This window comes from Xanthomonas sp. SHU 308, from assembly GCF_000364645.1.
Lineage (GTDB): Bacteria > Pseudomonadota > Gammaproteobacteria > Xanthomonadales > Xanthomonadaceae > Xanthomonas_A > Xanthomonas_A sontii.
This window is the reverse complement of record NZ_AQOK01000521.1, coordinates 1-13,563: the sequence shown is the minus strand read 5'-3', so window position 1 is coordinate 13,563 and position 13,563 is coordinate 1. Positions and strand designations below refer to the sequence as shown.

Annotated in this window: 12 protein-coding genes; 4 read left to right on the top strand and 8 right to left on the bottom strand. The window is 68.6% G+C overall.

The window, feature by feature from the left end; translation table 11 throughout:
* Positions 1 to 882, bottom strand: an 882-nt coding sequence (locus tag D588_RS25020) for a hypothetical protein (RefSeq protein WP_157836477.1), incomplete at its 3' end; no start/stop codon positions are given.
* 63 nt (positions 883 to 945) lie between these two features.
* A complete protein-coding gene (gene xerD / locus D588_RS0115595; RefSeq protein WP_017916647.1) occupies positions 946 to 1,920 on the bottom strand; it encodes a site-specific tyrosine recombinase XerD in 975 nt (324 codons plus the stop codon).
* Positions 1,921 to 2,103: 183 nt separating this feature from the next.
* Here xerD and D588_RS0115590 point away from each other — a divergent pair, with 183 nt between their 5' ends.
* Entirely contained in the window at positions 2,104 to 2,580 is a 477-nt protein-coding gene (locus D588_RS0115590; protein WP_017916646.1) for an RDD family protein, read from the top strand.
* A gap of 309 nt (positions 2,581 to 2,889) precedes the next feature.
* Here the strand turns inward: D588_RS0115590 and D588_RS0115585 are convergent, their stop codons facing one another.
* From D588_RS0115585 to lptF, 3 genes are read right to left on the bottom strand one after another with little or no spacing between them, the layout of a single operon-like run.
* A complete protein-coding gene (locus tag D588_RS0115585) occupies positions 2,890 to 3,195 on the bottom strand; it encodes a hypothetical protein (protein WP_226977797.1) in 306 nt (101 codons plus the stop codon).
* Between the two features lie 29 nt (positions 3,196 to 3,224).
* Positions 3,225 to 4,331 (bottom strand): LPS export ABC transporter permease LptG, encoded by a 1,107-nt coding sequence (lptG, locus tag D588_RS0115580; RefSeq protein ID WP_017916644.1) that lies wholly within the window; start codon positions 4,329 to 4,331, stop codon positions 3,225 to 3,227.
* On the bottom strand, positions 4,328 to 5,413 hold the full coding sequence (gene lptF / locus D588_RS0115575; RefSeq protein ID WP_010343579.1) for an LPS export ABC transporter permease LptF: 1,086 nt from the start codon (positions 5,411 to 5,413) through the stop codon (positions 4,328 to 4,330). The genes lptG and lptF overlap by 4 nt, the downstream gene beginning before the upstream one ends.
* A gap of 107 nt (positions 5,414 to 5,520) precedes the next feature.
* Between lptF and D588_RS0115570 the strand changes: the two genes are divergently transcribed.
* The 3 genes from D588_RS0115570 (at position 5,521) to D588_RS0115560 (ending at position 10,660) form a co-directional block, all read left to right on the top strand.
* The gene (locus tag D588_RS0115570) at positions 5,521 to 7,002 is read left to right on the top strand and encodes a leucyl aminopeptidase (protein WP_017916643.1); all 1,482 of its coding nucleotides are present in this window, start codon (positions 5,521 to 5,523) and stop codon (positions 7,000 to 7,002) included.
* Between the two features lie 111 nt (positions 7,003 to 7,113).
* Complete coding sequence (locus D588_RS0115565; protein WP_026143768.1) at positions 7,114 to 7,539, top strand: DNA polymerase III subunit chi; 426 nt, start codon at positions 7,114 to 7,116, stop codon at positions 7,537 to 7,539.
* A gap of 115 nt (positions 7,540 to 7,654) precedes the next feature.
* Positions 7,655 to 10,660: a valine--tRNA ligase gene (locus D588_RS0115560; RefSeq protein ID WP_017916641.1), complete on the top strand. Its 3,006-nt coding sequence runs from the start codon at positions 7,655 to 7,657 to the stop codon at positions 10,658 to 10,660.
* A gap of 447 nt (positions 10,661 to 11,107) precedes the next feature.
* On the opposite strand, the gene D588_RS0115550 is transcribed toward D588_RS0115560, so the two are convergent.
* The 3 genes from D588_RS0115550 to D588_RS0115540 all read right to left on the bottom strand — a co-directional run.
* Positions 11,108 to 12,262, bottom strand: a complete 1,155-nt coding sequence (locus D588_RS0115550) for a pectate lyase (RefSeq protein WP_017916640.1) — start codon at positions 12,260 to 12,262, stop codon at positions 11,108 to 11,110.
* A gap of 616 nt (positions 12,263 to 12,878) precedes the next feature.
* A complete protein-coding gene (rimI, locus tag D588_RS0115545; RefSeq protein ID WP_017907927.1) occupies positions 12,879 to 13,367 on the bottom strand; it encodes a ribosomal protein S18-alanine N-acetyltransferase in 489 nt (162 codons plus the stop codon).
* On the bottom strand, positions 13,364 to 13,563 hold a 200-nt coding region (locus D588_RS0115540), incomplete at its 5' end, for a hypothetical protein (RefSeq protein ID WP_017916639.1). The genes D588_RS0115540 and rimI, both read right to left, overlap by 4 nt.

Here is a 13,563-nt window from a genome sequence, read left to right as displayed (position 1 = left end):
TGCCACACGCACCGGCTGCTGCGGCACGCTCGCGGCGAGCGCCTGGCGCACGGCCTGGAACAACACCGCCGGCACCACGCGCTGGCTCAACCGCGACGGCTGCGACGCACCGCCCAGCGGATTGAACTGGGTGATCTGCCTGATCACGCTGTAATCCGGATTGGCGTAGTTGTCGGTGCGCTCGATGCTCAGCGCGGTGGTCGCATGCCCCATGGCCGCGGTCATGTCGAAGACGCATACCCTCAGTTCCAGACGCCCGCTCAGTCCCTGGCGTTCGCTGCGCGTGGCGCAGTATTCCGCATAGCGCGTCTCGCGGAACACAGCCAGTTCGGCGCGATCCTGTGGCGCCCAATCGCTGCGCTCGCGCGCCTGTTGCAGGCGCGTGCGCGCCTCCTCCTCAGTCAGCGCGCCCTGCTCCACCGCCGCCTGCAGCATCGGCTGCGCGAAGCGCTCGGCCAGCGCCGCGCGCAGGTCCTGGCGGCGTGACAGCAGGACCCGGCCCCAATCGTCGGGCAGATACGACAGCGGCGAGGTCTCGTTGCCTTCCTGGAAGCCCCCCTGCGCCTGCACGACGCCACGTACCGCGGCCTGCACCTGGGCATACGGCGCTGCGATCAGCAGATGCGCAGCCGTGGCCGGTTCGCGCTGCCCGCCCGGCAGCGTCCAGAACAGCAGATCCTCGTGGCGACGCACCGCCGGTGCCTGCGCCTCCAGCGCCGTGCCGGCAGCCGCGATCTGCCACGCGCTGTCGCCAGGCTCGGCCGCCGGCATGGCGGACGGCTGCACCGGCCCGGCCGCGAACGCGCTGCCGAGCGCGAGCAGCAGCAGGCCGGCACAAGCTCGTGCTGACGCATGGGAAACGCGATGTCGCAACTCGCTCATGGACGCACTCGATGGAAGGAAAAGGATGCCATCGCCGGCGGCAGCGGCAGCTGCAGTTGCCGCTCAGCCACGCGGATGATGCTTGCGGTGCAGGCTCTGCAGGTGCTCGCGCGCCACCAGCGTGTAGATCTGGGTGGTGGACAGGGAACTGTGGCCGAGCAGCATCTGTAGCGCGCGCAGGTCGGCGCCGCGGTTGAGCAGATGCGTGGCGAAGCTGTGGCGCAGGCCGTGCGGGCTGATCCGCACCGGATCGATCCCGGCCACCGCCGCATAGCGCTTCACCAACACCCAGAACTGCTGGCGGGTCAGCGCGCGGCGCGCGGCGTCGATGAACAGCGGCACCACGCCATCGCTGGCTGGCACCGCCTGCCCCGCCGCCAGCGCCGGGCGGGCGCTGTCCAGATAGCGCTGCAGCCAGTGCTGCGACTCCTCGCCCAACGGCACCAGCCGCTCCTTGCTGCCCTTGCCGGTGACCCGCAGCACGCCCTGGCGCAGATTGACCGCGTTGGCCGGCAGGTTGACCAGTTCGCTGACGCGCAAGCCGGCGGCGTACATCAGCTCGAGCATGGCGCGGTCGCGCAGGCCTGCCGGCGCGGTCGCGTCCGGCGCCGCCAGCAGCGCATCGATCTGGCTTTCGGCCAGCGCCTTGGGCAGCGAACGCGGCAGCCGCGGCGGCTCCAGCAGCGCGGTCGGATCGTCGCTGCGCTCGCCGCGGCGCACGCGCAGCGCGAAGAACGCGCGCAGCGACGACAGCCAGCGGGCGTTGCTGCGCGGCGAATAGCCCAGCTCGGTACGCCATGCCAGGTAATCGAACAGCGCCTGTCGATCGGCACCGGCCAACCCGCCGCCGGCACCGTCGCGCCAACGCGCGAAGCCCTCCAGGTCGCGGCGGTAGCTGTCCAGGCTCTGCCGCGCCAACCCCTGCTCGGCCCAGGCCGCATCCAGGAACTGCTGGATCGCCGCCGCATCGGCCTCACGCAGCGGCGCGAGCCGTTGTGTCTGCTGGCGGCGTTCGGCGGGGGAATGCAGGGAGGGCATTTTGGGGATTGGAGATTCGGGAATCGGGAATCGGGAATCGGGAATCGGGAATCGGGAAAGCCTAGCGGCTTTGCCGGGGGGCGCAAGGTCGATGTGGGCGGGACGAGCAGCAGGGCTGCGCATGCCAGAGCCGCGCGCAACGCAGTCCACCGCAAAGCGTGCGACTGGCTCTAAGCTGTGTCGATGAGCGCACCGCCTCCCGCTTCCGCCCCCCGTCCACGCGCGCTGCTGCTGTGGCGACTGCTGGCACTGTTCTACGACGCCTGGCCGGTGCTGGCGCTGTGGTTCGTGGTCTCGGCGCTGTTCACCCTCGGCTACACGCTGGAAGGCCATGCGCCGCGCGAGAACATCGCACCGTTCAGCGCCCTGCAGTGGCTGCTTTGGCTGTGCTGCTGGGTGGTGGCCGGCCTGTACGCGACGCTGAGCTGGCGTCGCGGTGGCCAGACCCTGGGCATGCGTCCATGGCGGCTGCGCCTGCACGGCGCCGATGGCACCACGCCGCGTTGGGGCGCACTGTGGCGGCGTTATCTGGTCGGTACCGTGTCGTTGTTACTGGGCGGGCTGGGGTTCTGGTGGGCGCTTTTTGATCGGGAGCGGTTGACGTGGCACGACAGGGCCAGCGGCACCTATCTGACACGATTGCCCAAAGCCAAGCCCTGACCGCAGCGCACGGGCGCGCGGCGGCGCGCCAACCACTCCTGCCACATCGGGACCAATGCGGCGCGGCACGACCGTGCCAGCCGCACCTGTTTAACGCGATTGCCCAAAGCCAAGCCCTGACCGCAGCGCACGGGCGCGCGGCGGCGCGCCGACCACTCCTGCAACATCGGGACCACTGCGGCGCGGCACGACCGTGCCAGCGGTACCTATCTAATGTCGTTGGACGCATCGTCGAACGGAAGCGCGCATGGCGAATCCAGCACGACATCGACGCCGATCGGCAAGCACTGGCGAGAACGCCGAACAGCATCACCCCCCATCAGCATGCCTGCGCGCCGATGCGGCCCTGCGCGAGGCGACCACACCACCGATCCACCGCTCCAAGGACCGACCCAGCCAGTAGCTCGCCCAGAACATGGGCAGCAGCACCAGCGCGTATGCGACGACCCTCGGCAACCGCTCCAACCATGGCAACAGGTCGAGCATCGCCAGCGGAAGGGTGATTGGAACGAACGGCAATTGCCGCAACCCTGCCTGGAGATGGCCATCGACCTGCAGATTGCTCGCCATCCAGCGGCAGCCAACGATCACCGCCGCATACAACAGGCAGAACACCAGGCCAGTGGCGCTCGGACGCCGCATCGCTAGCTGCTGCGTTTGCGGAACAGCAACCAGGACACGGTCAGCATCACCAGCGGCGGCAAGGCGTAGGCGATGCGGTAGTCGAACTTCAGGGCGCCGGCCATGCGGCCGAAGAACAGCTGCAGCAGCCAGAACACCAGGGCGAACAGGATGCCCAGGAACAGGCGCTTGCCCATGCCGCCGCTGCGCAGCGCGCCGAACGCGAACGGGATCGCGGCGAAGCACAGCGCCAGCACGTTCAGCGGATAGAACCAGCGGCTCCAGTACTGGTCCTCGTAGTCGCGCGCGTCCAGGCCGTTGCGGCGGCGGTACTCGATGCTGGTGTGGAGGTCGCGCGCCGACAGGTTGCGCGGCTTGGCCAGGCCCGAGGCCAGCGCCGCCGCGTCCAGCTGCGATTGCCACGGCAGGCTGTCGAACTTCTCGCGCTGCACCGAGCGTTCGGCGAAGGTGTCGCGGTAGGCCTGCTTGAGCGTCCAGCCGTTGTGCCGGTGCTCGGCGATGGCGGCATGGGTCAGCGACGCCAGCCGGCCGCTCTCGTCCAGCGTGTACAGGCGCACGTCGCGCAGCTCCAGCCAGGTGCCGCCGCCGTCCTCCAGGTGCTCTTCGCCGGCCTGGGCATTGAGGAAGGTGTTGCCCTCGCGTGCCCACAGCCCGGAATAGCGCGCCATGCTCATGTCGCCGTTGTACTTGGCGTTGGCCTTGATCGCGTCGGCCTGGTTCTGCGCCCATGGCGCCAGGGTCTCGCCGTTGACCACCATGACCACGGTCAGCACCGCCATGGTCGAGGCCGCCGCCAGGCTCAGCCGACGCCGCGACAGACCCAGCGCGCGCAGCGCGGTCAGTTCGGAGGTGGCCGCAAGCTGGCCCAGGCCCATCAGCACGCCGATCACCGCGCCGGTGGGGAACAGGGTGTAGGCGCGGCGCGGCACCGTGTAGGCCACGAACGCGGCGGCATGGCCCAGGCTGTAGCTGCCGGTGCCGATGACCTTGAACTCGTTGGACAGCGCCATGATCACGTCCAGGCCCAGCAGCACCGCCCAGGTCAGCAGCACCGTGCCGAGCACGGCGCGGCCCACGTACACATCGTGCAGGTTCGGACGCAGCCTCATGCCGGCTGCCTCCGCGGCCGCGACAGCCGGCCATCGCGCAGGTACATCCACACCGACAAGGCCAGCAACGGCAGGGTCAGCCACCACAGGCCGAGCGCGCGCGGCAGCTTCTCGGTGCTCAGCCACTGCGTGCCGAGAAACATCAGGTTGGTGCCGACCAAGTAGGCCAGGAACGCCAGCATGATCCGGCCATAGCGCTGCTGCCGCGGCGAACTGCGCGACAGCGGCAGGGTCAGCAGCGCGAAGGCAAGCGCCAGCAGCGGCGGCGCCAGGCGCGCATGCAGCTGCGCATTGGCCTGCGGGCGCGGATCGCCGATCAGCTTGGCGGTGGGCAGCAGTTCGGGGTCATCGTCCTTGCGCGCGGCGTTGCGGTCGGGCAGTGCCACGTCGTTGCTGACGAAGCGCATCATCCGGTAGTCCAGCCCGTCGCCGGCCAGCGGCCCCTCGACCCGGTAGCCGTCCTCCAGACGCAGGTAGCGGTCGGCCTTGCCCTCGAAGAACATGGCGCCGCGCTGCGCGGTGACCACGTCCAGGCGGCCGTCCTTCTGCCGCTGCATGAACACCTTGCTGAGCTTGGTGCCGTCCCCGGACAGGGTGCTGATGTAGACGATGCCGCCGTCGGACAGCGGGGTGAAGCGCCCGGCCTCCAGCCCCGCCATCAGCAGGCTGTGGTTGGCCTCGTCGATCAGCCGGTCGGAGGTACGGTCGGCCCAGGGGCCCAGCCACAGCGAGCACATGCCGACCAGGGTCACCACCGGGATCACCAGCATCAGGATCGGCCGCAGCAGGCGCCGCGGGCCCACGCCGATGGCGGTGATCACCGCCATTTCCGAGTCGCGGTACAGCCGCGCCAGCGCCAGCAGCAGGCCCAGCATCAGCGCCAGCGGCAGGATCAGCGGCAGGTACACCACGAACTGCAGGCCCAGCTGTGAAAACAACAACTTGGCCGGGATGCGGCCATCGGCGATGTTGCCCAGGATGTCCACCAGCACACCACCGACGCTGACCACCAGCAGCACGATCAGGGTGGCCGAGAAGCTCTGGACGAAATCGCGCAGCAGGTATCGATCGAGCTTCGGCATGGGGGTGGGTTGATTTAAACTCTCGGATTCGTTCGCGGCTGCCCCAGCCTATCCGACTGGGGGTAAAGAGTCCGCGATTGTACGGATTTGCCAACGGAATCTGATCAATGGCCCTGGAATTCACCCTGAACCACGACGCCCCGGCCACCGCGGCGTTCGACTGCATCGTCGTCGGCGTGTTCGCCGACAAGCGCCTGTCCCCGGCCGCCCAGGCCCTGGACGCGGCCAGCGGCGGACGCCTGACCGCGCTGGCCGAGCGCGGCGACGTCAGCGGCAAGACCGGCGCCACCGCCCTGCTCCACGACCTGCCCGGCGTGCAGGCGCCGCGTGTGCTGACGGTGGGCCTGGGCGACGCCGCCAAGTTCGGCGTGCCGCAGTACCTGAAGGCGGTCGGCGACGCCGCGCGCGCCCTCAAGAGCGGGCCGGCGGCCAGCGCGCTGCTGACCCTGAGCGAGCTGGAGGTCAAGGGCCGCGACCAGGCCTGGGCGATCCGCCAGGCGGTGATCGCCAGCGACCACGCCTGCTACCGCTACACCGCCACCCTCGGCAAGAAGAAGCCCGACGACAGCGGCCTCGCCCGCCTGGCCGTGCACGGCGACGACACCGACGCGCTGGCCCAGGGCGAGGCGATCGCCGCCGGCGTGAAATTCGCCCGCGAACTGGGCAACCTGCCGCCGAACCTGTGCACCCCGGCCTACCTGGCCGAGACCGCCGCCGCCTTCGCCCGGGGCGTGGACGGCGCCGAGGCCGAGATCCTCGACGAGACGCAGATGCAGGAACTGGGCATGGGCTCGCTGCTGGCGGTGGCGCGCGGCTCGGCCAACCGCCCGCGGCTGCTGGTGCTGAAGTGGCATGGCGGCGGCGACGCCCAGCCCTACGTGCTGGTCGGCAAGGGCATCACCTTCGACACCGGCGGCGTCAACCTGAAGACCCAGGGCGGCATCGAGGAGATGAAGTACGACATGTGCGGCGGCGCCAACGTCATCGGCACCTTCGTCGCCGCCGCGACCGCGCGCCTGCCGCTGAACCTGGTGGTGGTGGTGCCGGCGGTGGAGAACGCGATCGACGGCAACGCCTATCGCCCGTCGGACGTGATCACCAGCATGTCCGGCAAGACCATCGAGGTCGGCAACACCGACGCCGAGGGCCGCCTGATCCTGTGCGACGCGCTGACCTACGCCGAACGCTTCAAGCCGGCGGCGCTGATCGACGTGGCCACCCTCACCGGCGCCTGCATGGTCGCCCTCGGCCACCAGACCGCCGGCCTGATGAGCAAGCACGACGACCTGGCCGCCGAACTGCTGGCCGCCGGCGAGCACGTGTTCGACCGCGCCTGGCGCCTGCCGCTGTGGGACGAGTACCAGGGCCTGCTGGATTCCAGCTTCGCCGACGTCTACAACATCGGCGGCCGCTGGGCCGGCGCGATCACCGCCGGCTGCTTCCTGTCGCGCTTCACCGAAGGCCAGCGCTGGGCGCACCTGGACATCGCCGGCGTCGCCAGCGACGAAGGCAAGCGCGGCATGGCCACCGGCCGCCCGGTGGGCCTGCTGTCGCAGTGGTTGCTCGACCGCGTTGCGGCCGGGAATTGAGAACCGGGAATCGGGAATCGTGAAAAGCGCCCTGTCTGACCCAACCGGAGGCGGCGCACGCGCCGCCACCCGCTGTTCCCATTCCCTATTCCCCATTCCCCACTCCCAGCCCTGATGCGCGCCGACTTCTACCTGATCGCCAAGCCGCGGTTCCTCAACGAACCGCTGCGGCTGGTGTGCGAGCTGGCGCGCAAGGCCAACGACGCCAACCTGTGGACGCTGGTGCTGGCGCGCGACATGGCCCAGGCCGAGGAACTGGACGAGCTGTTGTGGACGTTCGATGCCGACGCCTACATCCCGCACCAGATCGCCGACGCCGATGCCGACGAGGAAGAGGCGCAGGTGCTGATCGTCCCACCCGGCGTCGACGCGCCGCAGCGCCCGCTGGTGATCAACCTGCGCGATGCGCCCTACCTGGGCGCCTGCGACCGCGTCCTCGAAGTGGTGCCGGCCGACCCATCCGCGCGCGACCCGCTGCGCGAGCGCTGGAAGCAGTACAAGGCCCAGGGCTACGCGGTCAGCAAGCACGATATGTGATGAAGCGGAGAATCGGGAATGGAGAATCGGGAATCGTTTCTCCAAGCGCCGCATTGAGGCGGCCCCTGCTCTGCGCTCCATCGATTCCCCATTCCCGATTCCCGATTCCCAGCCCATGACCACCCTCGCCTCCAGCTACGATCCCACCTCCTTCGAATCGCGCCTGTACGCGCAATGGGAAGCGTCCGGTTACTTCGTGCCGTCCGGGAAAGGCACGCCGTACACCGTGCTGCTGCCGCCGCCGAACGTGACCGGCACGCTGCACATGGGCCACGCCTTCCAGCAGACGCTGATGGATGCGCTGGTGCGCTACCACCGCATGCGCGGCTTCGACACGCTGTGGCAGGTCGGCAGCGACCACGCCGGCATCGCCACCGAGATGGTGGTGTCGCGCAACCTGCAGTTGGAAGGCAAGGGCGAAACCCGCGACTCGCTGGGCCGCGACGGCTTCATCGCCAAGGTCTGGGAGTGGAAGCAGCACTCCGGCGACACCATCGAGCGGCAGATGCGCCGCCTCGGCACCTCGGCCGACTGGTCGCGCAGCACCTTCACCATGGATCCGCAGCCGTCGGCGGCGGTGATCGAGGCGTTCGTGCGCTGGCACGAACAGGGCCTGATCTACCGCGGCCAGCGCCTGGTCAACTGGGACCCGGTGCTGAAGACCGCGATCTCCGACCTGGAAGTGGAGAACGTGGAGGAAGACGGCTTCCTGTGGTCGATCGCCTACCAACTGGACGACGGCGCCAGCTACGTCCACGTCGAGCACGATGCCGACGGCAACGAGACCCTGCGCGAGACCCGCGACTACCTGGTGGTCGCCACCACCCGTCCGGAAACCCTGCTCGGCGATACCGCGGTGATGGTGCACCCGGAGGATGCGCGCTACGCGCACCTGATCGGCAAGACCGTGACGCTGCCGCTGACCGGCCGCCGCGTGCCGGTGATCGGCGACGACTACGTGGACCGCGCGTTCGGCACCGGCGTGGTCAAAGTGACGCCGGCGCACGACTTCAACGACTACCAGGTCGGCGTGCGGCATGGGTTGCCGATGATCAACCTGTTCACTAAAGAGGCTAAGCTCAAATCCAGTGAGCTGGACGACTTTAGCTTTACGGGGAAACGCGCATCGAATTTTCCTGGCGTGCATGCCTCCGACCAAGGCCCCCTCACCAATGAACCAACGGTATGGGTGATTCCTGAGAAGTACCGTGGTCTAGACCGCTTCGATGCACGCAAGGCCGTGCTGGCCGATCTGGAAGACCTCGGCATCCTGGTCGAGACCAAGCCGCACAAGCTGCAGGTGCCACGCGGCGATCGCACCGGTCAGGTGATCGAGCCCTACCTGACCGACCAGTGGTTCGTGAAGATGGATGCGCTGGCCAAGCGCGGCCTGGAACTGGTCGAGTCCGGGCAGATCCAGTTCGTGCCACCGAACTGGATCAACACCTACCGTCACTGGATGGAGAACATCCAGGACTGGTGCATCAGCCGTCAGCTGTGGTGGGGTCATCGCATTCCGGCCTGGTTCGACGAGGCGGGCAACTGTTACGTCGGCCGCGACGAGGCCGACGCGCGCGCCAAGGCCGGCCTCGGCGCCGACATCGCCCTGCAACAGGACAGCGACGTGCTGGAGACCTGGTTCTCCTCGCAGTTGTGGCCATTCGCGACCATGGGCTGGCCGGATGCGCAGGCGATGGCCGAGCGCGGCTTCGAGCGCTACCTGCCGTCGAGTGTGCTGGTGACCGGCTTCGACATCATCTTCTTCTGGGTGGCGCGGATGATCATGGCCACCGACAGCTTCACCGGCAAGGTGCCGTTCCGCGACGTCTACATCACCGGCCTGATCCGCGACGCGCAAGGCCAGAAGATGTCCAAGTCCAAGGGCAACGTGCTCGATCCGCTGGACATCATCGACGGCATCGACATCGAGGCGCTGGTCGCCAAGCGCACCACCGGGCTGATGAAGCCGCAGGATGCCCCCAAGATCGAGAAGGCCACCCGCAAGGAATTCCCGAACGGCATCGCCGCCCACGGCGCCGACGCGCTGCGCTTCACCATCGCCGCGCTGGCCGGCCACGGCCGTGACATCAAGTTCGACCTGGGCCGCGCCGAGGGCTACAAGAACTTCTGCAACAAGCTGTGGAATGCCAGCCGGTTCGTGCTGATGAATACGCGCCAGGAGGATGTGGAAGCAGCGACCATCACGAACGCGTCGCCACGCGCCCAAGTGGCGAACCACGCGGACACCGCTTCGAATGCCGGTGCAGCCTCGCTTGCACCGGCCACCGATGCCGAGAAGTGGATCCTGCTGCGCCTGCAGGCGGTCACGGCCGAGGCGCAGGCGCAGTTCGCCGCGTACCGCTTCGACCTGCTGGCGCAGTGCCTGTACGAATTCGCCTGGAACGAGTTCTGCGACTGGTTCCTGGAACTGGCCAAGCCGGCGCTGAGCGGCGACGACGCGGCCGCCGCCGACAGCACCCGCCACACCCTGCTGCACGTGCTGGAAACCCTGCTGCGCCTGCTGCACCCGCTGACCCCGTTCCTCACCGAGGAGCTGTGGCAGCAGGTGGCGCCGCGCCTGGGCATCGCCGCACCGACCATCTCGCTGCAGCCCTATCCGGAGGCGGCGGCGATGGACGTGGCCGCCTACGCCGGCGCCGCGGCCGACGTGGAATGGCTAAAGGCGATGGTGTCGGCGCTGCGCCGCGTGCGCAGCGAACTGCAGGTGGCGCCGTCGCGGCAGGTGCCGCTGCTGCTGCAGGGTGGCCAGGCAGAAGACCGCGCGCGAATCGAACGTTTCGCCGCGCAGCTGCGCTTCCTGCTCAAGCTGGAGTCCATCCAGTGGCTGGACGACGGCGCGCCGTCGCCGGCCGCGGCCACCGCGATCGTCGGCGAACTGACGCTGCTGGTGCCGCTGGAAGGCCTGGTCGACCTGGATGCCGAACGCCTGCGCCTGGACAAGGAGATCGCCCGTGTCGCCGCGGAGAAGGACAAGAGCGAGGCCAAGCTGGGCAAGTTCACCGACAAGGTGCCGCCCGCGGTAGTCGAGCAGGAACGCCAGCGCCTGGCCGACTGGAGCGCGCAACTCGACGGTCTGCGCGCGCAGCGCGCCAAGCTGTAGCGCGAGCGATTGGGCCGCCTCCGCCCATCACGGCGGTGGCGGAGGCATCATCATGCAGTATCGCGCGTCTGACGAATGCGCGATGTGGGAGGGACTTCAGTCCCGACGCGCTGCACCATCAGACGGCAAGCAATGCTGTCTGTCGTGGCCGAAGCCGCTCCTGCAGCGGGTCCCCGTCGTCATTGGATCCGCTCTGGAGTCGCTCCCACAGAAATTCTCGGCGAGTTGTTTGGTGCACTGGTGGAAGGACTTAGCCCAGACTGCTATCGAAGCCGGTGGCGATCTGCACTTCGCTCGTCGCGACTGAAGTCGCTCCCACCGTTGGCTCCCACAACGCACCTGCGACGAGCGCGGCCAACGTTGAAAGCGGCTCTGCGCCCGAGCACTGGCATTCCACGCAACACGCACACCGCCGCCCGGCCTTCCAGGCGGCGGCGTAGCGATCCCTCAGAGCTTCCCGGCGCCGGCCTTGGCCTTGACGTCCGCCGCCACCTTGTTCGCCGGCAACAGCGAATAGGTGTACGGCGGGGTCCAGCCGATGTTGTTGTTCCAGGAACAGGTCAGCGCCTGGCCGTTGAGTAGCGAGCCGAAATCGCGGTAGACGCTGCCGCCGTAGTCGGCCGCGATCTTGTCGCAGCTGCTCACGCCGCTGATGTCGAAGACGTTGTTCTCGGAGAAGATCTTCGATTCCTTGCCGACGCCGTGCGCATAGGAGAACGGATACACCGAATTGCTGGTGCTGCCCACGTGGTAGTTGTTGTACAGGTGCACCTGGCCGAAGCGCACCCGCGGCGCGCGCGCGGAGATGTTCTCGAACAGGGTGTTGTGGATGGTCACCTTGAGCTTGCCGCTGTCGGTGCTGGAGGCGCTGTCGCTGGAGCCGATCAGGTTGTTCTTCTCGTGCGACTTGAACACCGAGTACGACACGGTGACGTAGTTGGCGCCTTTCTTGATGTCCAGCGCGCCGTCGTGGTGCTGCTTGGGGCGGCCGTTGGCGGTGCCGTTCTGGTCGTCGGTGCGGCGGCCGTCGGTGAAGGTCACGTGGTCCACCCACACGTTGCTGGCGCCCTCGATGGTCATGCCGTCGTATTCGGAATTCCAGTTGCCGGCGCTGCCGTCGTTCGGATCCCACACCGGTTGCGGATCCCATGGATTCTCGATGGTCAGGTTGCGCACGATCACGTCGTTGGCCTTGACGTAGAAGTAGCCCTCGCGGATCTCGGCGTTGCTGCCGACGCCGATCAGCGTGGTCTTGGTGGGCACGTCCAGGCGCGCGCGGCTCTTCATGTCCGCGGTGGTGCTGTACGGCGTGCCTTCGCTGATGTCGATGATGCCGTTGACCTTGATGATGCGGCCGTTGCTGCCGGCACTGGCCTTCAGCGCGGCCTTCAGCTGTGCCGCGGTGCTGACGCTGTAGACGTCGGCCGCGGCGGCCTTGGAACCGCCCTTGGTGCCGCCGTTCTGCGTGGCCCAGCCGGTGCTGGCGACCTCCAGGCTGGCGTCGGCATGGGCGGCGCCGGCCAGGCCGGCCAGGCACAGGGCCAGGCCGAACGTGCGCAGCGGCGAGCGCGGCGATGAAGCGATGAGGGACTGCGTGGTCATCCTGGAAACCTCGTGAGCGTGCGTGGTTTGGACGCAGGCGCGCGCGCTCCGCAGCAGCGGAATGCACGGCGACGCCTGCGCGATCGCTGTCCCCTCGGACAACTGCGGGTCATGCCTTCGTGGGAGGCAGGCGCCGAAGAGGCGCGCACTGTAGGCAGCGCGTGGCACGTGTAAAGAGGCGTTGGAGAAACGCGCGATCCAACCGCACAATGTGTGAACCACGTCGCACGAATCGCCTGCGCGCGCCAGGGCGACGCGGCACCATCGCTGCGGGACAACAACGCTGTCCCACCGACAGAAGGCGACATTGCGGAAGCCGCCTGCGACAGCGCAAAAACACCGAAAGCCGCAAACGGCAGGTGGCAGCCGCCGGGCCTCGCCCATCGACACGCAGCACGCAAGTGCGATTGCCACAACGAACACTGCCGGCACCATCGCAAACCGCCTGCAGCGGCATCGCCAGGATCAGGTTGCGGCGCGCATGCGGCACAGCGCCGCCGCGCCGGCCGGGAGTAGGCCGGTACCACCTACACCGGCGCTTGCGCCACCGCCTTCCGCATCCAGGCGGCAGCACTCGAACGAAACCGCACGCCGCCCGTGGCGGACGCGCAGGAGCTCAGGACATGCCGTCGAAGAACAGCTCGATCGCCATCACCAGCGCGTCCTCGCGGCCGTTCGCGGCCGGGTAGTAGCGTGGGCGCCGGCCGATCTCGTTGAAGCCTTCGCTGTGGTACAGCGCGATCGCATTGGGATTGGACGGCCGCACTTCCAGGAACACCCGGCGCGCGCCGAGATCGACGCCGTACTTGATCAGCGCGCGCAGCAGCAGCCGGCCGTAGCCGCGCGACTGCCGCTCGGGCGCCACACAGACGTTGAGGATGTGCGCCTCGTCGGCGGCGACGCTGATCACGCCGTAGCCGACGATCGTGCCCTCCTCCACCAGCACCCAGCCCGGATAACCGGCCTGCAGGCAGTCGCGGAAAATGCCGCGGGTCCAGGGGAACGGATAGGCGCGGCGCTCGATCTCCATCACCGCGTCCAGATCGGCCTCGCGCAAGGCGCGCAGCGTGGCCGTGGGCGCCGATGCCGACCCCAGTGCGCTCATCGCGGCGCCCGCTTGCGCAGCGCGCGCAACTGCGGCCACAGCGCGCGTTTGGCCGCCGCATTGCCGCGCAGTTCGTCCAGCGGCCAGGTCGCCATCAGCGCCTGCGTGGCCGGATCGTTGGGATTGAGGCCGGAAGCGCGCAGCAGGGCGATCTGCAGGCGGTCGGGCAGGCGCAGCCCGACCCGGCGCGTACCTG